This window comes from Saccharothrix sp. NBAS 001, assembly GCF_056640475.1.
The window spans coordinates 9,352,857-9,375,194 of record NZ_CM153251.1 but is presented as its reverse complement, the minus strand read 5'-3'; the positions used below and the strand labels follow the sequence as shown (position 1 = coordinate 9,375,194).

Sequence of the window (22,338 nt, the reverse complement as noted above, 5' to 3'; positions counted from 1 at the left end):
CACCCACCAGGTTAGCGGCCGCCACCCAGCACGACGACGGATCCGCCGACCAGCGCGCACAGCCACGCGATGACCAGCGGCTGCATCGAGGTCGAGCCGAGGAACAGCGCGACCGTCCAGCCGGCCAGGACCAGCGCGGACAGGCCGAACATCGTCGCGGCGGCGGCCACCTTCGGCCGGTGGCGGGGCAGCGCGAACAACGCCCGCCGCACGCCGCGCCGCGCGCGCACGAGCAACTGGAGCACGACCGCGCCCACCCCCACGACCAGCACCCCGGAGAACCACCCGAGCAGCGGGGTCGGCTTCGGCATCCCGGCGAGCAACAGCAGCAGCCCGCCCGCGACCAGCAGCACGGCCAGCCGGGACAGGGCGGGCCAGACCATGGCGTGCGCGAGGGTCAGCGCGTCACCGGAGGGCTGCGCGGGCGCGGACGCGCGCTTGCGCCGCACCGTGGCGAGGTTCACCCGCACGTCCTCGTCGGCGGGGTCGAGCCGCAACGCGCTGCGGTACGCCCACTCGGCCGTGCCCCAGTCCCGGACGCGCAGCGCGGCGTCACCGAGCACCTGGAACGCACGCGCCTCCGAGGGCGCGAGCCGAGCCGCCTCCTGCCCGACCTCGACCGCCTCGCGCTTGGTGTCCGGGGCGGCGGACAGCACTTCGGCCAGCACCACCTGGCACCGCCAGTCACCGGGCTTGCGCCGCACGCACTCCCGCGCCGCGACCACGGCCTCCGCGTGCCGCCCGAGTTCGCTCAACGCCAGCGCGGCCAGCCGCTGCGCCCACGCGTGGTCGCCGTCGAGCACGAGCGCCCGCTTGGCGGCGTCCAGGGCGTGGTCGGGCTGCCCGGCGTCCAGGTGCGCGGCGGCCAGCCGGCACCACGCCTCGGCGTGCAGCGGGTTGGCCGCCAACGCGGGTCGCAACAACTCGATGGCCCGCTGCGGAAGCCCACGGGCCGTGAGTTCCGCGGCGCGGACCACGACGGCGGCAATGGGCTCCGACATCCACACCTCCCGGACTTTCGCGGACAGTGTGACAGCGCTGTCCCATTACCCGATCAGGTGACCAGCGACGTCGGGCCGCGTCCGCAATTCCGGGGTCTCGGAACGGCGTCGATGGGGCATGCTCGCGCCGTGCGCCACGAGAACGCGATGTTCGGCGACGCCCACGGCCCGATGGCCCAGGTCGGGATCGTGCACGGGGGCGTCCACCTGCACGGCTCGCCACCGCCCCGCAACCACTACCTCCGCCAGGTCGAGCGCTTCGCCCCGCCGGAACTGGTGGACCGCGCGGAGGAACTGGCCGAACTGGCCGACTTCTGCACCTCCCCGGCGACCGCCGGCCGGTACCGGTGGTGGCGGGGCGAGGCGTGGGCGGGCAAGTCGGCGCTGCTCGGGTGGTTCGTGCTGCACCCGCCGCCCGGCGTGCACGTGGTGGCGTTCTTCATCACCGCCCGGCACGCGGCGCAGAACGACCGGACGGGATTCACCGAGAACGTGCTGGGGCAGCTCGCCGCCCTGCTCGGCGAACCGCTGCCGACCGATCTGACCGAGGCGACCCGCGAGGCCCACCTGCTGGGGCTGCTGGCCGAGGCCGCCCGGCGGTGCGCCGATCTCGGCGAGCCCCTCGTGCTCGTCGTGGACGGCCTGGACGAGGACCGGGGCGTCGACGGCACCTCCGACGCGCACAGCATCGCGGCACTGCTGCCGGTGGCTCCCCCGCACGGGATGCGCGTGATCGTGTCCGGGCGGCCCAGCCCCCGGATCCCCGGCGACGTCGTGGGCCACCACCCGTTGCGCGGCCTGGGGGTCGTCCGGCCGCTGACCCCGTCCCCGAGAGCGCAGGCGGTGCGTGACCTGATGGAACGCGACCTGCAGCGCCTCCTCACCGGCTCGCCGCTGGAACTGGACGTGCTGGGCCTGATCACCGCTGCCGGCGGTGGGCTGTCGACCCGTGACCTGGCCGAGCTGACCGGCACCTCGCAGTGGTCGGTCGACCACCTGCTGAAGACCGCCGCCGGGCGCAGCTTCGTCCGGGTGCCCGGCGGCCACCCGGACGCACCCGAGCGCCACCTGCTGGCCCACGACGAACTCCAGCGCACCGCGGCGGACATGCTCGGAGAGCGCGTCACCGAGTACCGGCGGCGGCTGCGGACCTGGGCCGACACCTACCGCGAACGGCACTGGCCGCCGGACACCCCCGAATACTTGCTGGGCGGCTTCCTGTCCCTGCTGGCCGACGACCCGGCGCGGATGGTCGGGTGCGCGACCGACGTCCACCGCCACACCCGGCTGCGGGCGGTCACCGGAGGCGACGGCACGGCGCTGGCCGAGATCACCGCCACGCTGAGCCGGCTGGGCGAGGCTCCCGAGCCGGACCTGGCCGCGATGGTCCGCCTGGCGGTCCACCGCTCACACCTGCACGGGCGCAACAGCCTGCTCCCGGCCCTGCTGCCGGCGGGATGGGCCCGGCTCGGCGAGATCGGCCGCGCACAGGCCCTGGTCGACGCCGTGCGGAACCCCGTGGACCAGGTCGAAGCGCTGGTGGCGACGGCGCGCTCGGCGCGCGCAGTCGGGCAGGAGGCCGCTGCGGACGGGCTGCTCGACCGGGCCGAGACGATCGCCTCCTCGCTGAGCCAGTTCATCGACGCGCGGGCGCTGCAGTTCGTGGCCAGGGGGTGGCTGCACGCCGGACACCACGACCGCGTAGACCAGGTCGTGGCCGCGATCCGCAGCTCGGACGAACGCCGCCAGACCTGGGCGTCCTTGTCGATCCGGGCCGCGTCGTCGGGTGACCCCGAGCGGGCGGCGGAACTGCTCGGGAAGGCTCTGCTCGGCGACGGCGACGAGGAGGCGCGGCCGGAGACCTTGTCGTTGACGGCGGTGGCGGACCCGTCCCGCTCGGCGGAACTGCTCGACCTGGCCGAGGCGAAGCTGTCGGACGGACTGCTCGGAGCGGTCCACGCGGGTGCCGTGGCGGCCGACGCCGCAGCGACCGGCGACCACGACCGCGCGCTGCGGATCGTCCGCCGCGTCCAGGACCCCGAGCGGCGCGAGCAATGGCTGGTGCGGATCATCGCCGAGATCGCCGTGCACGACGGCGACCGGGCGGAGGCGGTCTCCCGCACCACTTCGGACGCGGCCTGCCTGGGCATCCGCCTGGCGACCGCTGCGGAACACGTCACCGACCAGGCCCACGCCGCCCGGCTGATCGCCGAGGTCGAGGAGTCCGACGTGCCCGACCAGCAGCGACGCGGCGAGGTGTCGATGGCTGTGGCCCGCGCGCTGGCGAGTCACGGCGACCTCCCCCGCGCGGCCACGATCGTCCGGCAACACGCGGAGCGCGGCGTCGACCCCCTCGACGTGCTGAGCGTCGCGGCCGCCGCGCTGCGCGCCGACGACCGGGAACTGGGCGCGGAACTCCTCGTGCTCACCGAGGAGGTGGCGAGGAGGGGCCGCAGTCCGATCGACGAGCGCAACTCCGCGCACTGGATCAGGGTGTTGACCGACTTCCGCGACTTCGACCGCGCCGAAGCCTTGGCCCGGTCGCTGGGGGACCCCACCGCGCGCTCGGCCGCGTGGGCGGCCGTCGCGGAAGGGTTGCTCGCCGAAGGTCTGGTGGACCGCGCTGAACGCGCGCTCGCCGCCGTCGAGGTGGGCGCGGCCCAGCGCCGGCCACGGCTGGAACTGCTGCGGGTGGTCCTCGCTTCGGGGGCCGCCGAGCGCGCCGAGTCGATCGCCCGTGCCGCACCGGCTCCCGAACACCTGGCGGAGGCACTTACCCTGCTGGCCGGGGCGGTGCGGCGGGGCGACTTGATCGACTCGGCCCAAGAGGCCACTGCGGCGATCACCGACCCGCACGCCCGGCAGGCCGCCCTGCTGTCGCTGGTGGTCGTCGCGGCCGACGCGGGAGACCGCCCGCGCACGACCGCGCTGCTGGAGCGGGCGCGGGCGATCGACCTGGGCCCCGACGAGTTCGACGACTTCCTGCCGTCGCGAGCGGGTCGTGGTCTTCCCCTGCGCACGCTCCCGGAGAAGGTGCGGACGTTGACCGGGGTGGTGGAAGCGGTCCGGCGCATCACAGGTCTGAGCCGCGCCTTCGCCACGGACGAGTCCTCCTACGAGTTCGTGACAGCGGTCCGCCGGCAGAGGCGGGACCTGCCGCCGGACCGCCACCTGGCACGTGCCCTGATCGACGCGGACTGGCCGGAGGTCATCGGCGAACTGGTCGAGTCGCGGCCCGACACCTACCCCGTCGTCCTGGCCGAACTCGATCTGCTGGCCGGCTACCCCGGGGTGATCAGCCCGTCGTCCTGCGCTGGATGCCGGCCCGGACGGCATCCAGGCCGATCAGGTTGAACGGGCGGCCGAGGGAGCGCATCAGGGAGTTGTCGGTCGGGCGGTAGACGCCGCGCTTGTGGTAGTAGCCGCCCTGGTAGGTGCCGATCACGCCGCCGTCCGGGGACTGCTTGCCCAGGTAGGAGTACCACTTGGCGCGGCGCTGGGTCATCGTGGCGCTGGTGAGGGTGGAGACGTTGGCCTCGCGGGGCTCCGCGCCGGTGTAGAGGTCGTTCGGGTAGTCGTACTCGTCGGCCAGGCCGCCCACGGAGTGGCCCAGTTCGTGCGCCACGATCCAGGTGGCCTGCGCGTTGCCGCCGGACGCGGTGGCGACGCCGCCGCCCGCGCCGCCGTACTTGGAGGTGTTGGCCAGCGCCAGGACCTGGTCGACGGCGGGCGCGGAGCCGGCGTACTGGCGGGCTTTCGTCTCGTTCACGCAGAGCAGGCGTTCGGTGTCGCCGCACCAGAAGTACATGTCCAGCGCGGTGTCGCGGCGCACGCCCCGGGTCGGGTCGTTGTCGACGCCGGACTGCGCGGAGACGACGTTGACCTGCCAGACGTTGAACGACTGCTTGAGCGACTTGTACGGCTCGATCTGGGTCAGCTCGGCCCACCGGGCGAGCACGTGCTGGTGGTAGGTGCCCAGTTCGGCCTCGGTGTAGCCGTCGCCGACGAAGACCAGGTCGAACCGGGACGCGGACGGTCCGGTCTGCTGGATCGGCACCACGTCGGCGGCGGCCAGGGTGGGCGCGGGAGCGGACGGCGGTCGCGGGACGCGGACGCGGGAGATCGCCCCGTCCGGGGAGAAGACCTCCTTCACGACGGTCGACGCGTGTTCGGCGGCGGCCCGGGAGGCGGTGGCCGGGGAAAGGGTGGCGGGTGTGGCGGTGGCCGGGGCGGAGGGTGCGAGCAGGGCGGTCGACGCGGCGAGCGCCGCCAGGAGGGGCAGGGGTCGGGTGCGCATGACAACGGCTCCAAGGTCGGTACGGAGCCACGAGGCGGCGGTCTCGTGACCGGCGCTGCCACTATGGGCCGTCCGGGTTCACCTGCGGAAATCGCGGTTGTGATCGAAGCTTTTTATGGGCTGTCGGCCGATTGATGGCACCGGCCGGCCTCCCTACGCTCTGGTGGATGGAGCTGGAGCTTCGCCACCTGCGGACGGTGTGCGTGATCGCCGAGACCGGCAGCCTCACCAAGGCCGCGGCGGTGCTGCGGATGTCCCAGCCCGCCCTGTCGGCCCGGCTCAAGCGGCTGGAGCAGGAGGTCGGCGCGCCGCTGTTCGCCCGCCGGCCCCAGGGCATGGTGCCGACGATCGTCGGCGACTTCGTGCTGCTGCGCGCCCGCGCGATCCTGCACGGGGTGGCCGAGCTGCGCCGGGACGCGGCCCGGTACACCCGGCAGGCCACCGCCGTCGTCGCGCTCGGCGGCGTGGTCGGGTCGGTGTCGGTGGGGTTGGCCGAACGGCTCGGCGACCACCTGCCGGACCGCGAGGTGCGGCTGACCATGGAGTACTCGCCGCTGCTGCTGTGGGACCTGGTCGCGACCGGGCGGCTGGACGTCGCGACGACCGTCGACTACCCCGGCTACGAGCTGCACCCGACGCCGGCCGTGCACTGCGAGCCGATCGTGCGGGAACCGGTGTTCGTCGCGGTCGCCGCGACCGACCCGCTGGCCGGCCGCGCCGAGATCCCGTTGGCCGAGCTGGCCGACCGGACGTGGGTGATGACGCCGGCGGACGGCGCGGGCTGGCCCGACTGCTTCCACGCGGCGTGCGAGCAGGAGGGCTTCCGGCCGCGGGTCCGCTACACGACGCCGAGCAGCGATTCGATCCGCGCGCTGGTATCGGGTGGGCGGGCGGTGGCCGCGTGCCAGCCGGTGTACCTGCCCGGCGAGGACGTGGTGGTCCGGCCGATCGCCGGCAACCCGGTGTCGATGCGACACGTCCTGGTCTGCCCTCGGGAGGGGACGTTGGCCGGGTGGTTGCCGACGATCGTGCGGCTGGCCCGTGAGGCGTACTGGGCCTACGTGCGCGACCACACCTCGCACTTCGAGTTCCTGTCGGCGGGGAACGCGGTGTGACCGCCGTGCGGGGAGCCGGTCAGACGAGCGCGAGCTTGCGCACGGCGCGGTGGGCGTCCTCGCGGGACTCGTCGGCCTTGTCGCGGAACTGGGCCAGGTGCGGCACGGTGTGCGCGAGGGTCAGCTCGGCGTGGACGAACTCCAGGTGCTTGCCCACGCCGAGCTGGCCGAACACGAACCGCAGGTACGGCTCCTGGAAGTCGGCGTCGTGGCGCGGGGTGCCGGGCGCGTAGGAGCCGCCCCGGGCGGTGACGATCACGAAGCGCTTGTCGGAGAGTGCACCAAGTCCGGTCTCCTGGTCTGCGAAGAGTTCGGGCACGAGGATCCAGTCGAGCCACGCCTTGACGTTCGACGGCAGGCCGAAGTTGTACATGGGCGCGCCGATCAGCACGGTGTCCGCGCCGGTCAGCTCGGCGACCAGTTCCCGCTCGACCAGGTGCCGGTCGGCGGTCTGCCGGGCCTCGACGGCCTCGCCGTCCACGTGCGGGAGCGGTCGGGCGGCCAGGTCCCGGTAGGTGTAGCCGGCGTCCGGGCGCGCCTCCCGCCACGCGGTCGCGAAGGCGGCGGTCACCTCTCGGGAGACCGAGCCCTCGGTGCGCACGCTGGAGTCGATGTGGAGCAGCCCCGTCATGTTCCCTCCTCAGAAGTTCTTGGTTGAGAACATATGGGTCGAGTTGTTCCGAGTCAAGATGTTCTTATTCAAGAAGTAACCACTGTTCGCGTATGATCGGTGTCATGAACGCGCCCGTCGACCCCGGTTGCGTGAGCCGGTCCGACCTGAACTGGCTGCTGCACCGCGCAGCTCAGAAGCTCGGCGGGTTCGCGCAGGAGGCCGCGGCGCGGCACGGCGTCACCACCCGCGGGCAGCTCGTGCTCAGCGCGCTGATCAGCGAGGAGTTCCGTCGGTCACAGCTCGCGCTGGGACATGCGCTGGGGCTGGACAAGACGACGTTGACCGCGGAGCTGGACCGGCTGGAGCGCGCCGAGCTGATCGTGCGCAAGCCGGACCCGACCGACCGGCGGGTCCGGGTGCCGGTGATCACCGAGCAGGGGCGCGTGGTCCAGGCCGAGGTGGAGAAGCTCCACGTGCGGGTGGAGTCCGAGTTCACCGCCGGCCTGGAGCCGGCCGAGGCGCGCGTCCTGCGGGCGTTGCTGCACCGGTTGATCCTGTCCGACCACCGGCCCGACAGCGGTTCCTGCCTCTGATCCCTCCGAGGGCCGGGTGGTCGGGGTCGGGTGCGGCTGGTCGGGTGCGGGGCGTCGGCGCTCGGTTCCCGGCTGCCGTCCGCGCGGGGTGTGGTGGTCCCCGCTTCTCAGACGAGGTCCGAGAGCGTGGCGGTGCGCAGTTGGTCGGGCGACACGACGGCGTGCGCGTCGACCAGCGCTTGCAGGGCGACGCCGTCGTCCCACTGGTTGACGTTCATCGCAGCCTGGAGCCGGCCCTCGTGCAGCCAGAACGCGGTGAAGTCGCGGCCGTCGAGATCGCCCCGGACGACGAGCTGGTCGCGTTCGGCGTCGGCCAGGCCCCGGTACTCCATCCCCAGGTCGTACTGGTCGGAGAAGAAGTAGGGCGCGGCGGTGTACGGCTCGTCCAGGCCGAGCAGGGTGCCCGCGACGTGCGCGCCCTGGTCCTTGGCGTTCGCCCAGTGCTCGACGCGGACCCGGCGGTTGTAGCGCGGGTGGTCGTGGGCCGCGATGTCGCCGATCGCGCAGACGTCGGGGTGCGACGTCCGCAGCGCGCCGTCCACGGCGACGCCGCCGTCCGCGATGGCCAGGCCGGCCTTCTCGGCGAGTTCGGTGTTGGGCTTCGCGCCCACGCCGAGGACGATCAGGTCGCCGTGCTCCTCGGACCCGTCGGCCAGCCGCACGCCGCCCGGGACGAATCCGTCGACGCCGACGCCCAGCCGCCAGTGCACACCGTTGTCCCGGTGGAGGTCGTGGAACACCTTCGCCACGGCCGGTCCGAGGACCCGGCGCAGCGGCAGGTCGACGGGATCGACCACGGTGACCTCCGCGCCGTGCGACCGGGCCGCCGCGGCGACCTCGCAGCCGATCCAGCCCGCGCCGACGACGACCACGCGCGGGCGTCGGACCAGGGCGGCGCGCAGGGCCAGCGAATCCTCGACCGTGCGGAGGGTGCGCAGACCTGGGAGGTCTTGCCCGGGGACGGGGAGCGTGCGCGGAGTGGAGCCGGTCGCCAGGACCAACCGATCGTACGAATGCGTTGCTCCATCCGTGTCTACGACCACGCGGTCACCGAGGCGCAGTTCGGTGACCTCGACACCCAGCCGGAGGTCGACCGAGTGGGTTTCGTAGAAGTCCGGCTCGTGCACGCGGTTGGGCTCGTCGGCGTTCCCGAGCAGCACGTCCTTGGACAGAGCAGGCAGTTCGTAGGGCTGATGAGCCTCGCGGCCGATCAGTACCAGCTCGTCGTCGTACCCCCGTTCCCGCAACGCGCCCGCAGCCGAGGCTCCGGCGAGCCCTGATCCAATTATCACGATCCGTTGCGGTTCAGCCATTTTTCACCCTCCCAGGTGACTGGAGTGATGACTCCATGCGACGCTATCGGCAGCTCGGCACGGTCGCCCGTCGGGAGATCCCGTCATGGCACCAACCCGCGTGCGTCTCACCCCCGCGAGCGCCCGGATTGGTCCGAGCACCCGTGTCGAGACAGTTGGAGGTTCGGGGCCGTGGGTACAGGCAAGGAGTGGCAGATCTCCTGCCGCGACATCGCATCCCGTCGCCGTGACATGACCGTCTTCGTCAGCCAGGGGCATGTGGTGGTCACCGTGCCACCGGGTGAAGCCGCCGTGCTGACGCCACTGGAGGTGGGGCGGCTGCGAGCCGCCTTGCGCGATGCGGTGGTGAACGCTTCGGGCATGCCCGAGAACTGACCCGCGTGGCGGGTGCGGGTGCGTGTGTCGGTGTGTGTGCAGGTGCGGCGGGCACGAGGAGTCGGCAGGCTTCAGGGCGGGCTCGGCGTGCTTGATGGGCACTGAGTGCTTGATGGGCGCTGAGTGCTTGGCGGGCGCTGCGAGCTTGGCGGTGGGGTCGGTTGTGGGCGCGAGAGGGCTTCGCGACAGGGCTCTGCGTGCGGGCTCTGCGTTCAGCGACCTCGACTCCTCGGCTCTGAGGTTCCGTGGCTTGTGGTGGTGGGGTGGCTGCCGGTGCGTTGGGCGGCTGGTGGCTGCCGTGTGGGTCGAGCGGTGGATCGGCGCTGTGTTGTGGATCGATGCTGTGTTGCGGATCGGTGCTGTGTTGAGGTGTCGGTCTTGTTTTCGGCTTGCTGAGCGTGGGGCTTGAGGCTTACTGCGCATGAGGCTTGCCGAGCCCGGGGCTTGCGAGGCTGAAGTATGGAGCTGCCACGCTTGAGGCTTGCAGGGCTGAGGCCGTGAGGCTGCCGGGCTGAGGCGTGAGGCTTGCCGTGGTTGCCTGGCTTGAGGCGCGGGGCTTGTGGGGGTCGGCCTGGTGGTCCTGGGTGAGGGCTGCCCCAGGGGTGGGCACGCCGGGATTGTCGGTGGTGCGTGGGATAATGGTGTCGGGGGCCGGAGGCCGCGCCGGAGTGGGTTGAGGCGCTGTGACCTGCGGTTTTGCCTCGGGAGACTGAGAAAGAGTCCTCGCCGGACGGGCAGGCCATACGGGGATGACACGCAGCCGGCGGAGTGGTGTGCGCGCTGCGCGCGCTGTTGGTCGCGAGGTCTGACTGTTGTGTGGCTGCTGGTGGGCTTGGCCCGGCTGTTGTGTGGCTGTTGGTGGGCTTGGCGCGGCTGTTGTGTGGCCGTTGGTGGGTGTTGGTCGTCGCTTGGTGTCGGTCCGAATTGGCCGCCAGGTCTTCCTACTCGCGGGTAGGTAGTGTCAGTATCGGGGCTGTGAGTACCTACTTCGTCACTGGCGCTACGGGTTTCATCGGGCGGCGCCTGGTCGAGAGGCTGCTTGGGCGCGACGACTGCGAGCGGGTGTTTGTGCTGGTCAGGCCGTCGTCTGCGGATCGGGTCGTGCGGCATCCTCGGCTGTCGTTGGTGTTGGGGGACCTCACCTCCTCCCCCATCTCGGCGCCGGCGGTCGACCACGTGGTGCACCTGGGGGCGGTTTACGACTTCTCGGTCGGGCTCGACGAGCAGGCGGCTGTCAACGTCGGGGGCACCGAGCGGGTGTTGGAGTACGTGCGGCGCAGTGGGTCTCGGTTGCTTCACCACGTCTCGTCCATCGCGGTTGCCGGTGATCATCGGGGGACGTTCCGCGAAGGCGACTTCGACCTGGGTCAGGCGCTGCCTTCCGCGTACCACGTGACGAAGTTCGCCGCTGAGAAGGCGGTCCGCTCGTCCGACGTGTCCTGGCGGATCTACCGGCCGGGGGTGGTGGTCGGGGATTCCCGCACCGGGGAGATCGACAAGGTCGACGGGCCGTACTTCTTCTTTCCGGCGGTCGCCGCGCTGGGGCGGCTGCCCCGGTGGGTGCCCCTGGTGGCTCCGCGTTTCGGGGCGACGAATCTGGTTCCGGTCGATTTCGTGGTGTCGGCGTTGGAGCGGTTGATCCACGCCGACGTGCCGGACGGGAGCACGTTCCACCTGACCTCGACCCGGTCGCAGGGGCTGTCGGAGGTCTACAACGCCCTTGCCTCCTGTGTCGACGCGCCACGGGTCCGGGTGGGGTGGCCGTCTTTGCCGTTGCCGGCTGTGCCTTCCGGTTCGGTGTTGGCGGGGGTGTTGGCGGAGTTGGGGATCCCGCCCGAGGTGGTGCCGCACGTGGCGTTGCACGCGGAGTTCGACTCGACCGGTACGCGGGCTGTGACGGGGTTGGAGCCGCCGGAGTTCGACTCGTACGCGTCGGTGTTGTGGCGGTACTGGGCCGCGCACCTCGATCCGCTGCGCGCCGCACGTCGACGCGGGTTGGACGGGCGGACGGTGATGATCACCGGGGCCTCGTCGGGGATCGGGCGGGCCAGTGCGCTCGCTGTGGCGCGCAAGGGGGCCGCGTTGCTGCTCGTGGCGCGGCGCGCGGAGGAACTGGACGCGGTCGTCGGGGAGATCCGGGGGTTCGGTGGCACGGCGTTCGCCTACCCGTGCGACCTCACGGACGGCGAGGCTGTCGGGGCGTTGTTGAAGCAGGTGTTGGCCGAGCACGACGGGGTCGACATGTTGGTCAACAACGCGGGCCGCTCGATCCGGCGGTCGGTGCACCTGTCGGTCGACCGGTTGCACGATTACGAGCGGACGATGGCGTTGAACTACTTCGCGCCGCTGCGGTTGATCCTGGGGTTGTTGCCGCACATGCGCGAACGGCGTTTCGGGCACGTCGTGAACATCTCCAGCATGGGTGTCCAGATCAACACGCCCCGGTTCTCCGCCTACCTCGGGTCGAAGGCGGCGTTGGACGCGTTCAGCCGGGTGGCCGCGAGCGAGACCGTCGCGGACGGGGTCACGTTCACGTCGGTGCGGATGCCGTTGGTGCGCACGCCCATGATCGGGCCCACCTCGGCCTACGACGCGTTCCCCGCCGCCACGCCGGAACGTGCCGCGCAGTGGGTGGTGCGCGCGTTGGAACGCCGCCCGGAGGAGGTGAACCGGCCGTTCGGGGTGCTGGTCGAGTTCGCCCGCAAGGCCGCTCCCCGGACGGTGAGGTCGTTGGCGCACCTGGGTTATCGCGCCATGCCGGAGGGTGGTCGGCCCCGCACCCCGCCGTTGGCCTCGGTCGCGGCCGGGGTGACGCGGCTCGTCCTGCGGGCCGTCCGGTGAACCGGGTGGTGGGCGCGTTGCGCGCGTTGGTGACGCTGGTCCGGGCCGGGGTGGTGCGGCCGATGGGACCCGGCCGGCTGGTGGGGGTGCTGGACGCGTACCTGCGCTGGGACTTGACGATCGCGTCCGGGTTCGCGATCGGCGCGGCGCGGCATCCCGACCGCGCGGCGGTGGTCGACGACCTGGGGTCGCTGACCTATCGGGAGGTGGACCTGCGGACCACGCGGTTGGCGCACGGGTTGCGCGGTCTCGGGGTGGCGGCCGGCGGGCGGGTGGCGGTGTTGTGCCGCAACCACAGGGGTTTCGTCGAGACCGTGACGGCGTGCGTGAAGCTGGGTGCGCACGTCGTGCTGCTGAACACCGGGTTGTCCGCCGCGCAGATCGCGACCGTGTTGCGGGAGCAGGACGTCTCGGTCGTGGTGGCCGACACGGAGTTCCGGGAGTTGTTGGCCGACGCGCCGCGCAAGGTGCGGCGGGTCATGGCCTGGGTCGAGGGCACGACCAAGAGCCGGACCGTGGAGGGGTTGATCGCGGCGGCGCCGGCCACGCCGTTGGGGAAACGGCCGCCGCGCGGGCGGTTGATCGTGTTGACGTCGGGGACCACCGGGTCGCCCAAGGGGGCTCGGCGGCCCGAGCCCGCGTCGTTGACGCCGGCGGCGGCGTTGTTGTCGCGGATCCCGCTGAAGGCCGGGGACCGGTTTTCGGTGCCCGCGCCGCTGTTCCACACGTGGGGGTTGGCGGCGTTCCAGATCGGGTTGGTGCTCGGTGCGACGTTCGTGCTGCGGCGGAAGTTCGAACCCGCTTCGACGTTGGCCGACGCCCGGCGGCACGGCAGCACGGCGTTGTTCGTGGTTCCCGTCATGCTGCAACGGATTCTGGAGTCGACGGGGCGTCCGCACCTGCCGGCTCTGCGGGTGGTCGCGTCGAGCGGGTCGGCGTTGCCGCCGCCGGTCGCGCGGCGGTGCCTGAGGGAGTTCGGGCCGGTGCTCTACAACCTCTACGGCTCGACCGAGGTTTCGTGGGTGTCCATCGCGCGCCCCGACGAGCTGGAACGCCATCCGGACACGGCCGGGGTGCCGCCGCACGGGACGCGGGTCGAGATCCTGGACGAGGGCGGCCGCCCGGTGCCGACCGGGGCCACCGGGCGGATCTTCGTGGCCAACGAGATGTTGTTCGACGGCTACACCAACGGGAGCGGCAAGGAGACCCGGGACGGGCTGATGTCCACCGGGGACCTCGGGTACCGGGACGCCTCGGGGCTGCTGTTCGTGGCCGGCCGCGACGACGAGATGATCGTCTCCGGTGGCGAGAACGTCTACCCGCGCGAGGTGGAGGACCTGCTGGCCGGGCTCGCGGGCGTGCGCGAGGTGGCGGTGGTCGGCGTGCCGGACGAGCGGTTCGGGCAGCGGCTGGTCGCGTACGTGGTGTGCGAGCGGCCGGGGGCGTTGGACGCCGACGCGGTCCGCGAGCACGTGCGGGGCCACCTGGCGAAGTTCTCCGTGCCCCGTGAGGTGGTGTTCCTCGACGCGCTGCCGCGCAACGCCACCGGAAAGGTGCTCAAGCGGGAGTTGGGGTGAGTATCCTTCGGCCTTCAAGGGGGCTGGTGGACCGGATGACGATTCCCGTTCAGCGAACGGCCGATCCTCGCGCCAACGCGGTGACGAACCTGCGTGAGGCGCGGATGGCCCTGGACGAGGGCCGTCCCGGGGACGCGCTGGAGTTCGCGGAGAAGGCCGTCGCGGCGTTCTCCTGGCTGGACGACGCGGAAGGCGTGGCGCAGGGCGTGCTCGCCCAGTCGGTCGCGCTGGGCAAGCGCGGGCTGCTGCCGGGCGCGCTGGACACCATCGACCGGGTGCAGCAGATCGCGTCGGCCAACCGGCACGCGCTGCTCCAGGCGTGGTGCAGCTTCTCGCGGGCCGTGGTGGAGCTGCGGCTGGACTCGCGGGAGCGGTCGCTGCACTCGCTGGCGCGCGCGTTGGGGCTGGCCGAGCTGACCGGGGACGCCGAGCTGATCGGCTCGATCCTGTTCGAGCAGGCGAACCTGATGCGCACCCAGTACCACGAGCACTGCATGGTGCGCGCCGAGGCGACCCGGTGCAGCCCGGACGGCGAGCCGTGCGTGCGCAAGCTGCGGCGCGCCGAAGCGCTGTGCGCGCAGGTCCGGGACAAGTGGAAGAACCTCGACGAACCGGTCCGGATGGCGCGGGTCAACCTGCTGCTCGCGCACGTCCGGCTGGACCTGGGCGAGCTGGACCGGGCGCTGCGGTCGTGCCAGCGGGCCGACCAGTTGCTGGCCGGCCGGGAACGGCCGGTGCTGCGGGCCGAGCTGCTGATGGCGCGGGCCCGGGTGAACGGGGCGCGGGGGCGGCAGGCCGACCAGATCCGGCAGCTCACGCAGGCCGCCGAACTCGCCATGGGCTGCCTGGCGCGGGAAGTCGCGGTGCGGGCGCACGGCGCGTTGAGCGTCGCCCACGAGCGGGCCGGGCAGCTGGGGATCGCGCTGCACCACGCCCGCGCCCAGCTGGAGCAGTACCGGCTGTGGGAACTCCAGGAAGGCCGTGACCTGCTCCGGATGCGGGAGCACGACCTGTCGGCCCGGCTGGTCGAGCAGTTGGCGCACCACCGGTTCGAGCCGCGCCGGGAGAACACGGTGGTGCGCGGGCACCGGCACGAACCGCCGCTGCGCACGTCGTCCTCGGCCGAACAGGTGAACCGGCGGATCGCGCGGGCGCTGGCGGCGGGGCTGACCAAACGGGGTATCGAGGTGCTCCGGCGGGTGGCCGACGGGGCCAGCACGACGGCCATCGCGGAGGAGCTGGGGCTGTCGCCGAAGACGGTCCAGAACCACCTCCAGCGGATCTACCGGACCATCGGCGTCCGGGACCGCGCGGGGGCCGCGGTGTGGTGGCTCGACCTCGTCGACGATTCCACGGGTTGAGACGCGTAACCGGGCGAACGGCCCTCTCGTTGCCGCCAATGGTGGGATGTTCACGACAACCGGAACGTCCCGCTTGGGGGTTTTGCCTATCCCGATGCGACAGAACTGGGTGATGAGCCGGATGACACCTGTGTGTCATGCTCCGCTCGGACGCTTGTCCCTGCGTCCCCTGGCGAAGCGGCGGTAGTGCGATGCGGGTGGTCGGTGGGCCTCGGAGCCCGCGAGAGGTCGCCCCGTGGCGACGCGTGCCCGTCCTGCCGCACGGCTTCGCGCCGGCCCCTTCCAGCACCCGGCGGACGACCGGCGCGCGGCCGGTCCGCCGCACCGAGCAGCGTCTCCGGCTCACGCAGCCGCGGCACTCAGCCGGCCGGTCCTCGGCCGGACGGCGTCCGACGCCGCCGACGTGTCGCGCGCAGCCGAGCGCCGAACCACGCGCCGGCCCGGCCGGCCACCCGGCGACGACCCCGGTCGTCGTCCTCCTCCAGGCCGCTACCAACGAATGGAGCTTGACGATGGTTGTCAACGCGATCCGCAGGATCCTCGCCGTCGTGGCCCTCTGCGCCGGGCTCGGCGCCGTCCTGGCCGCGCCAGCGAGCGCGGACGTGCAGCGTGAAGGCACCTCGACGGAGATCTTCATGCCGCCGTACGTCGCGCCGTAGGTCACGCACTCCCGAGGCCGGGTCCGCGTCCGCGCGGGTCCGGCCTTGGGGCATTGTGGACGTCGTGAGCACCGATCAGTTGCGCCTGCGTGCGCCGCGGCACCGCGTGAGCCGCAAGTCGATCACCCTGTGGACGTTGAACGCCCTGATCGGGTGGGCGGTGCTGCTGGTGCCGCAGCTCGTGGCGCTGGTGTTCAGCCGCTCGCCGTGGCAGGTCGCGGTAGCGGTGGCCACGCTGGCCGTGGGCACCGCGCACACCCTGGTCATGCCGCGCTGGCGGTACCGGGTGCACCGCTGGGAGGCCACGCCGGAGGCGGTCTACACGCTGGCCGGCTGGCTGAACCAGGAGTGGCGGATCGCCCCGGTCTCCCGGATCCAGACCGTGGACACCAAGCGCGGGCCGTTGCAGCAGCTGCTGGGGTTGTCGACGGTGACCGTGACGACGGCGTCGGCGGCGGGCCCGGTGCACATCGAGGGCCTCGACCACGCCGACGCGGTGCGGCTGGCCGACGAGCTGACCAGCACCACGCAGGCCACGCCGGGGGACGCGACGTGACGATCGAGCCGTCCGGGGAGTTCCCCGCCGCGCCGGCGTTCGTCGAGCCGGTGGTCGACTGGCACCGGCTGGACGTGCGGATGCTGGTGGTGCGGCCGTTGAACGAGATCATCGGGCTGGTGCCGCTGTTCATCGGCCTGATCGTGCTGGGCAAGGGCGAGACCTGGCGGATCCTGGTCAGCACCGGCGTGATCGGCGCGATCGTGCTGTTCGGGCTGCTGCGCTGGATCACCACCCGGTACCGGATCACCGACGACCAGGTGGAGATCAACACCGGGCTGCTGGTGCGCAAGCGGCTGGCGGTGCCGCGCGAGCGGATCCGGACGGTCGACCTGACCGCGAAGCTCGGGCACCGGCTGTTCGGGCTGTCCGCGATCCGGGTCGGCACGGGTCAGCGCGACCAGCCGGGCGAGGACGGCCTGACGCTCGACGCGGTGTCGTCGGCGGAGGCCGAGCGGCTGCGGGTGTTGCTGCTGACGCAGGTCGTGCGCGAGACCGGGGGTGGCGCACCGGTCGCGGACGTCGTCGAGCGCGCCGGCGAGGAACTGTCCGCCTGGGACGCGCGGTGGTTGCGGTTCGCGCCGTTGACGCTGTCCGGGCTGGTCGCGGTCGGCGCGCTGTTCGGTCTGACGGCGAACTTCGCGCGGGAGCTGGAGGTGGAGGTCCTCGGGCCGCTCACCGCCGCCGCGCACTGGGTGATGGACCAACCGGTCGGGTTGACCGTGGGCCTGTTGGCGGGTGTGGTGCTGGTGATCGCCGGGTTCGGGTCGGTGGTCGTCTACGTGGTGCAGTTCTGGGGCTACCGGCTGACCCGCGAGCCCGACGACACCGTCCGGGTGCGCCGCGGCCTGCTGACCACCCGCTCGGTTTCCGTTGCCGAGCAACGACTTCGCGGCGTGGAGATCCTGGAACCGCTGCTGCTGCGGGCCGGGCGCGGCGCGCACGCGAAGACCGTGACGACGGGGTTGGGCCGCAAGGGCGAGAGCAACCTGCTGCTGCCGCCCGCGCCGATCGCCGAGGCCCACCGGGTGAGCGCGGAGGTGCTGCGGCACGCGCCGCCGCCGACGGTGACCCCGTTGCGCCGGCACCCGGCCGCGGCGTTGCGCCGCCGGATGGTGCGCGCGGTGGTGCCGCTGCTGGTGGCGGCGGCCGGGTTGGCGTTCTTCGCGCCGGCGTGGACGTGGCAGGTGGTGCTGGCGCTGGTGCCGTTCTCGGCGCTGCTGGGCTGGGACCGGTACCGCTCGCTGGGCCACGCGCTGACCGACCGGTACCTGGTGGCCCGCCGGGGTTCGGCGGTGCGGGAGACGATCGCGCTGCAACGCACCGGCATCATCGGCTGGCGGGTGTCGCGGTCGTTCTTCCAGCGCCGCGCCGGGCTGGTCACGATCTCCGCGACCACCGCGGCGGGCGACGGGGCCTACCACGTGGTGGACGTCGGCGAGGCCGACGGCCTGGCGATGGCCGACGAGGCGGTGCCGGACCTGCTGCGGCCGTTCCTGGACAGGTGAGTGGGGCACCCGTCGCCCCCGGGACCGGAAGGACCCGCGTTCACGGCGGTCACGCGGCTCCGACGCCACTTCCCCCCTCTCCGGACGCCCCACTCACCTGGTGCGCCGGACCGCCCAACGATCCGGCGCACCACGAACGTTAGGACGCCGGGGTGGAGGTACCGCTGTAGCGGCCCGGGTCGATCCCGACCTGCGGGGACGTCCCGCGATGCGAGGCGATCGGCAATACCGGCGGCAACCGGGCCGCGACGCTGACACGATTGACCCCATGCGCGACGCCCACCAGCTCTCGCGATTCGCCCGCGCGGTGCGAAGACACCGGCTGGACAACGGGATGACCCAGGCGGACCTCGCGGCGCGCTCGGGGGTGAGCGTCCGGACCATCCGCGCGGTCGAGCAGGGCCGGGCGACCCGGCCGCACGCCACGTCGTTGGCCAAGCTGGCCGAGGCGGTCGGTCTCCAGTGGCCGCCCGCCGGGCCGAGGATCGGCGTGCTGGGTCCGCTGGAGGTGGTGGCGGGCGGTCCGGTCCGGTGGGAGTCCCGCAAACCGCGGGTGCTGCTGGCGCTGCTGGCCGTGCACCCCGGGCAGCCGGTGTCGCGGGCGGAGATCGTGGACGTGCTGTGGGGCGAGGACGTGCCGCCCTCCTGGCAGAACCTGGTGCACGGCTACGTCGCGAGGGTGCGGGCCGCGCTGGACGACCCGGCGGCGGTGCGCGCGTCGCGGCACGGCTACCGGCTCGCGGTGGACGACCTGGACCTGCTGCGGTTCGACGCGCTGGTGGCGCGGGCCCGCGACGCCCGGCCGGCCGAGGCGGTCCGGCTGCTGTCCGAGGCGCTGGACCTGTGGCGCGGGCCGGTGCTGGCGGACCTGCCGGAGGCGGTGCGCGACCACCCGACCGCGCACGCGATCACCGCCCGCCGGACGTCGGCCGCGCTGGACCTCGCCGACCTCGCGCTGGACCACCAGGTGGCCGGGACGGCCGTGGACCACCTGCGGCGGCTGGTGGTCGGGGAACCGCTGCACGAGGGCCTGCACGCCCGGCTGGTGCGCGCGCTGGCGGCGGACGGCCGGCAGGCCGCCGCGCTGGAGGAGTTCGCCCGGATCCGGGCCCGGCTGGTGGACGAGCTGGGCGTCGAACCCGGCGCGGAGCTGCGCGACGCGCACGTCCGGGTGCTGCGCCGGGACCTGCCCGAACCGCCGGACCTGGTGCCCGCCCAGCTGCCGGTGGCGACCAACCACTTCACCGGCCGGCGGGCCCAGCTGCTGCGGTTGGACGGGCTGCTCGCGGGCCAGGGCGGGGCGGTCGGCATCACGGCCATCGCGGGCACGGCGGGGGTCGGCAAGACCGCGCTGGCCGTGCGGTGGGCCAACCACGTGCGGCACCGGTTCCCGGACGGCCAGCTCTACATCGACCTGCGCGGGTTCGCCGAGCACGAACCGGTCCGGCCCGCCGAGGCGCTCGGGCGGTTCCTGCGCGCGTTCGGCGTGCCGCCCGAACGGGTGCCCGCCGACCCGGACGAGGCCGCCGCGCTGTACCGCTCGACGCTGGCCGGCCGCCGGGTGCTGGTGGTGCTGGACAACGCGGCCGGCGCGGAGCAGGTCCGGCCGCTGCTGCCCAGCGGGCCGGGCAGCCTGGCCCTGATCACCAGCCGCAACCGGCTGGGCGGCATGGCCGCGCACGAAGGACTGGCGCGGCTCCCGCTGGACGTGCTGTCTGCCGAGGACGCGCGGGCGCTGCTGGAACGGGCGCTCGGCGCGGACCGCGTGGCCGCGGAGCCGGAGGCCGCGCGGGAGCTGGCCGAGCTGTGCGCGCACCTGCCGCTGGCGCTGCGGGTGGTCGCGGCGAACCTGGCCGACCAGCCGCACCGGCCGCTGGCGGGCCAGGTCGTGGAGCTGCGCGAGGGCAACCGGCTGGCCCAGCTCGGCATCGACGGCACCGAGGAGGACGCCGTGCGCACCGCGTTCGAGCTGTCCTACCGGCGGCTGGCCGAACCGCACCGCCGGCTGTTCCGGCTGCTGGGCGCCGTGCCGGGACCGAGCTTCACGGCCGACGCGGCGGCGGCCCTGCTGGACACCTACCGCGGTGACGCCCAGCGGGGCCTGCGGGTGCTCTCGTCCGCGCACCTGGTGCAGGAGCACTCCCCCGACCGGTACGGCTTCCACGACCTGCTGCGCCTCTACGCGCGCGAACTGGCCGAGGCGGAAACCGAAGCGGCCCAACGGCTGTACCGCTGGTACCTGGACCGGGCGGACGGCGCGGCGCGGGCCGCCTACCCGCACATGCTGCGCCTGCCCACCTGCATCGGCGGGACCAGGCCGTTCGCGGACCGGGAATCCGCGCTGGCGTGGCTGAACGACGAGATCGCGAACCTCGCCGCCGCCGTCGCCGACCGCCGGTTCGCCGGGGTGGCGCGGATCGCGTGCCTGCTGGCCGACGCGTTGCGCGGCTACTTCTGGCTGACCATGAAGATCACGCTCTGGGCGTCGACCGCCGAGACCGCGCTGGCCCTGGCCCGCTCGGCGGGCGACACCGGGCTGGCGGCCGCCGCGAGCCTGAGCCTGAGCAGCGCGCGGCTGCGCGGCAGCGACCAGGTCGGGGCGGCCGAGCAGAGCGCGGTCACGCTCGACCTCGCCCGCGCCGCCGGGTGGTCCGAGGGCGAGGCTGCGGCCAGCGGCACGCTCGCCTCGTCGCTCTACCACCTGGGCGACCTGGACCGGGCCACCGCGCACCTGGAGCACTCGCTGCGGCTGTCCGGTTCGGACCAGACCCGGTGCACCACCCTGGTGCTGCTGGGCAACGCGGCCTACGTCGGCGGCGACCTCGACCTGGCCGCGCGGCGCTACCAGGAGGCGGCGGACCTGTGCCTGGCCATCGGCTCGCAGTACGTGGAGGCGATGGCGACCGGCGCGATGGTGGGCGTGCTGCGGCGGCGGGGGCGCATCGCCGAGGCCCGCGAGCACGGGCTGCGGTCGCTGGCGTTCTTCCGGGAGATCGGCGACCTGGCCTCGGAGAGCCAGACCCTGGTCGTGCTGGCCAAGGTGGAGTTCGCGGCGGGCGACCCGACCAGCGCCCTGGCCACCGCCGAGGTGGCGCTGGACCTGAACCGGCGGACCGGCGAGCGCGCCGCCGAGATCGACGCGCTGAACTGCCTGGGCACGATCCGGACCGCGCTGGGCGACCACGACCGCGCCCGCGCGCTGCACGAGGAGGCGCTGGCGCTGGCGCGGCGGATCCGGGCGCCCTACCCGCAGGCCCAGTCGCTGGTCGGCCTGGGTGACGGGGAGTCGTTGCGACAGGCTTCGGCGTTGGCCGACAAGCACGGTTTCGGGTTGGTGCGGCAGGACGTTCTCGCCCGGCGGTCGGGCTTCCCGGACCGGCCGCACGAGCCGGGCGCCGATGTCGTGGCCCCGGGCGAACCCCCGGACCGCACGTTCGGCTGAACCGGACCTCAGCCGCACCCCGCACGGGCCGATCGCCGTGCCGCGATCCCGCCGGAACGGTCGCCGCCGCCCGTGCCCGGCCCGTTCCAGTCCGGCCGCCCCCGCTAGACCGCCGAACGAAACGTCGTCCGGTACGCGCTGGGCGACACGCCCACCAGCGCGCTCATCTGCTGCCGCAGCGCCGCGCCGGTCCCGAAGCCGGCGTGCCGGGCCACCTGGTCGATCCCGAGCCCGGTGGTCTCCAGCAGGTGCCGCGCCCGCTCGACCCGCTGCTGGGTGATCCACTTGCCCGGGCTGACCCCGGTCTCCTCCCGGAACCGCCGGGTGAACGTCCGCACGCTCATCCGCACGTGCCCGGCCAGCGCGCGCAGCTCCAGCGGTTCGTCCAGGTGCGCCAACGCGTACGCGCGGGCGGGCGCGGTGGACGCGTCCGGGGCGTCCGGCACCGGCCGCACGATGAACTGCGACTGCCCGCCCGGCCGCCACGCCGGCACCACGCACCGCCGCGCCGCCGCGTTGGCGATCTCCGCGCCGAGGTCGCTGCGCACCACGTGCAGGCACAGGTCGATGCCCGCGCCGACGCCGGCCGACGTGAGCACGTCGCCGTCGTCCACGAACAGCACGTCCGGGTCGAGGTCGACGGCGGGGAACAGCCGACGGAAGTTGTCGGCGTGCATCCAGTGCGTGGTCGCCTTACGTCCGTCCAACAGGCCCGCAGCGGCGAGCACGAACGCCCCCGTGCAGATCGACACCACACGCGCGCCCCGTGCCGCAGCGGCGCGCAAGGCGTCACGCACGCTGTCCTCGACCGTGCCGTCCTCCAGCACACGCGCGCCGTAGTGCACGCCGGCCACGAGCACGGTGTCCGCCTCGGCGAGCAGCTCCAACCCGTGGTCCGGGGTGATCGTGAACTGCGCCGAACTGCGCACCGGACGTGCGCCGGGCGTGCACACGCGCACCTGGTAGAAGCGCACGTCGTCGTCCGCGCGGGCGGCGTTGAAGATCTGCGACGGGGTGCCCAGGTCGAAGCCCACGACGTGGTCCAGCGCCAGCACGGCCACCAGGTGCGTCATGGCCGGATTCTTGC

General features: G+C 73.2%; 16 protein-coding genes. 11 read left to right on the top strand and 5 right to left on the bottom strand.

From position 1 onward, the window contains the following. Positions 1 to 11: 11 nt before the first annotated feature. Positions 12 to 1,001 carry a tetratricopeptide repeat protein gene (locus AC0HI0_RS42320; protein ID WP_480929083.1) on the bottom strand — a complete coding sequence of 330 codons (990 nt, stop codon included), beginning with the start codon at positions 999 to 1,001 and terminating at the stop codon, positions 12 to 14. Positions 1,002 to 1,130: 129 nt separating this feature from the next. Here AC0HI0_RS42320 and AC0HI0_RS42315 point away from each other — a divergent pair, with 129 nt between their 5' ends. Next, positions 1,131 to 4,355, top strand: a complete 3,225-nt coding sequence (locus AC0HI0_RS42315; RefSeq protein WP_480929082.1) for a hypothetical protein — start codon at positions 1,131 to 1,133, stop codon at positions 4,353 to 4,355. On the opposite strand, the gene AC0HI0_RS42310 is transcribed toward AC0HI0_RS42315, so the two are convergent. Then, entirely contained in the window at positions 4,297 to 5,298 is a 1,002-nt protein-coding gene (locus AC0HI0_RS42310) for a M64 family metallopeptidase (protein WP_480929081.1), read from the bottom strand. The two genes, AC0HI0_RS42315 and AC0HI0_RS42310, sit on opposite strands and share 59 nt — an antisense overlap. Before the next feature lie 167 nt (positions 5,299 to 5,465). On the opposite strand from AC0HI0_RS42310, the gene AC0HI0_RS42305 reads away from it, so the two are divergent. Next, positions 5,466 to 6,413, top strand: a complete 948-nt coding sequence (locus AC0HI0_RS42305) for a LysR family transcriptional regulator (protein WP_480929080.1) — start codon at positions 5,466 to 5,468, stop codon at positions 6,411 to 6,413. A gap of 19 nt (positions 6,414 to 6,432) precedes the next feature. Here AC0HI0_RS42305 and AC0HI0_RS42300 read toward each other — a convergent pair whose 3' ends face one another. Then, entirely contained in the window at positions 6,433 to 7,044 is a 612-nt protein-coding gene (locus AC0HI0_RS42300) for an FMN-dependent NADH-azoreductase (RefSeq protein WP_480929079.1), read from the bottom strand. A 104-nt stretch (positions 7,045 to 7,148) separates the two neighbouring features. Between AC0HI0_RS42300 and AC0HI0_RS42295 the strand changes: the two genes are divergently transcribed. Continuing rightward, positions 7,149 to 7,619, top strand: coding sequence for a MarR family winged helix-turn-helix transcriptional regulator (locus AC0HI0_RS42295; RefSeq protein WP_480929078.1), 471 nt, complete (start codon positions 7,149 to 7,151; stop codon positions 7,617 to 7,619). A gap of 107 nt (positions 7,620 to 7,726) precedes the next feature. On the opposite strand, the gene AC0HI0_RS42290 is transcribed toward AC0HI0_RS42295, so the two are convergent. Then, complete coding sequence (locus tag AC0HI0_RS42290) at positions 7,727 to 8,932, bottom strand: NAD(P)/FAD-dependent oxidoreductase (RefSeq protein WP_480929077.1); 1,206 nt, start codon at positions 8,930 to 8,932, stop codon at positions 7,727 to 7,729. Positions 8,933 to 9,103: 171 nt separating this feature from the next. Between AC0HI0_RS42290 and AC0HI0_RS42285 the strand changes: the two genes are divergently transcribed. The 8 genes from AC0HI0_RS42285 to AC0HI0_RS42250 all read left to right on the top strand — a co-directional run bounded on the left by AC0HI0_RS42285 (position 9,104) and on the right by AC0HI0_RS42250 (position 21,251). Further along, a complete protein-coding gene (locus AC0HI0_RS42285; protein WP_480929076.1) occupies positions 9,104 to 9,307 on the top strand; it encodes a hypothetical protein in 204 nt (67 codons plus the stop codon). A gap of 975 nt (positions 9,308 to 10,282) precedes the next feature. Next, positions 10,283 to 12,148 (top strand): SDR family oxidoreductase, encoded by a 1,866-nt coding sequence (locus AC0HI0_RS42280; RefSeq protein WP_480929075.1) that lies wholly within the window; start codon positions 10,283 to 10,285, stop codon positions 12,146 to 12,148. Continuing rightward, positions 12,145 to 13,725: an AMP-binding protein gene (locus tag AC0HI0_RS42275; protein ID WP_480929074.1), complete on the top strand. Its 1,581-nt coding sequence runs from the start codon at positions 12,145 to 12,147 to the stop codon at positions 13,723 to 13,725. Before AC0HI0_RS42280 ends, AC0HI0_RS42275 begins: the two co-directional genes overlap by 4 nt. 35 nt (positions 13,726 to 13,760) lie before the next feature. Then, on the top strand, positions 13,761 to 15,086 hold the full coding sequence (locus AC0HI0_RS42270) for a helix-turn-helix transcriptional regulator (RefSeq protein WP_480929073.1): 1,326 nt from the start codon (positions 13,761 to 13,763) through the stop codon (positions 15,084 to 15,086). Between the two features lie 512 nt (positions 15,087 to 15,598). Continuing rightward, positions 15,599 to 15,745 (top strand): hypothetical protein, encoded by a 147-nt coding sequence (locus AC0HI0_RS42265; protein ID WP_158509349.1) that lies wholly within the window; start codon positions 15,599 to 15,601, stop codon positions 15,743 to 15,745. A 64-nt stretch (positions 15,746 to 15,809) separates the two neighbouring features. Next, positions 15,810 to 16,301 carry a PH domain-containing protein gene (locus AC0HI0_RS42260; RefSeq protein WP_480929072.1) on the top strand — a complete coding sequence of 164 codons (492 nt, stop codon included), beginning with the start codon at positions 15,810 to 15,812 and terminating at the stop codon, positions 16,299 to 16,301. An 80-nt stretch (positions 16,302 to 16,381) separates the two neighbouring features. Then, entirely contained in the window at positions 16,382 to 17,809 is a 1,428-nt protein-coding gene (locus tag AC0HI0_RS42255) for a PH domain-containing protein (RefSeq protein WP_480934512.1), read from the top strand. Between the two features lie 268 nt (positions 17,810 to 18,077). Continuing rightward, the gene (locus AC0HI0_RS42250) at positions 18,078 to 21,251 is read left to right on the top strand and encodes a BTAD domain-containing putative transcriptional regulator (RefSeq protein ID WP_480929071.1); all 3,174 of its coding nucleotides are present in this window, start codon (positions 18,078 to 18,080) and stop codon (positions 21,249 to 21,251) included. Between the two features lie 104 nt (positions 21,252 to 21,355). On the opposite strand, the gene AC0HI0_RS42245 is transcribed toward AC0HI0_RS42250, so the two are convergent. Further along, positions 21,356 to 22,324, bottom strand: coding sequence for a GlxA family transcriptional regulator (locus AC0HI0_RS42245; protein ID WP_480929070.1), 969 nt, complete (start codon positions 22,322 to 22,324; stop codon positions 21,356 to 21,358). Between the last annotated feature and the right edge of the window lie 14 nt (positions 22,325 to 22,338).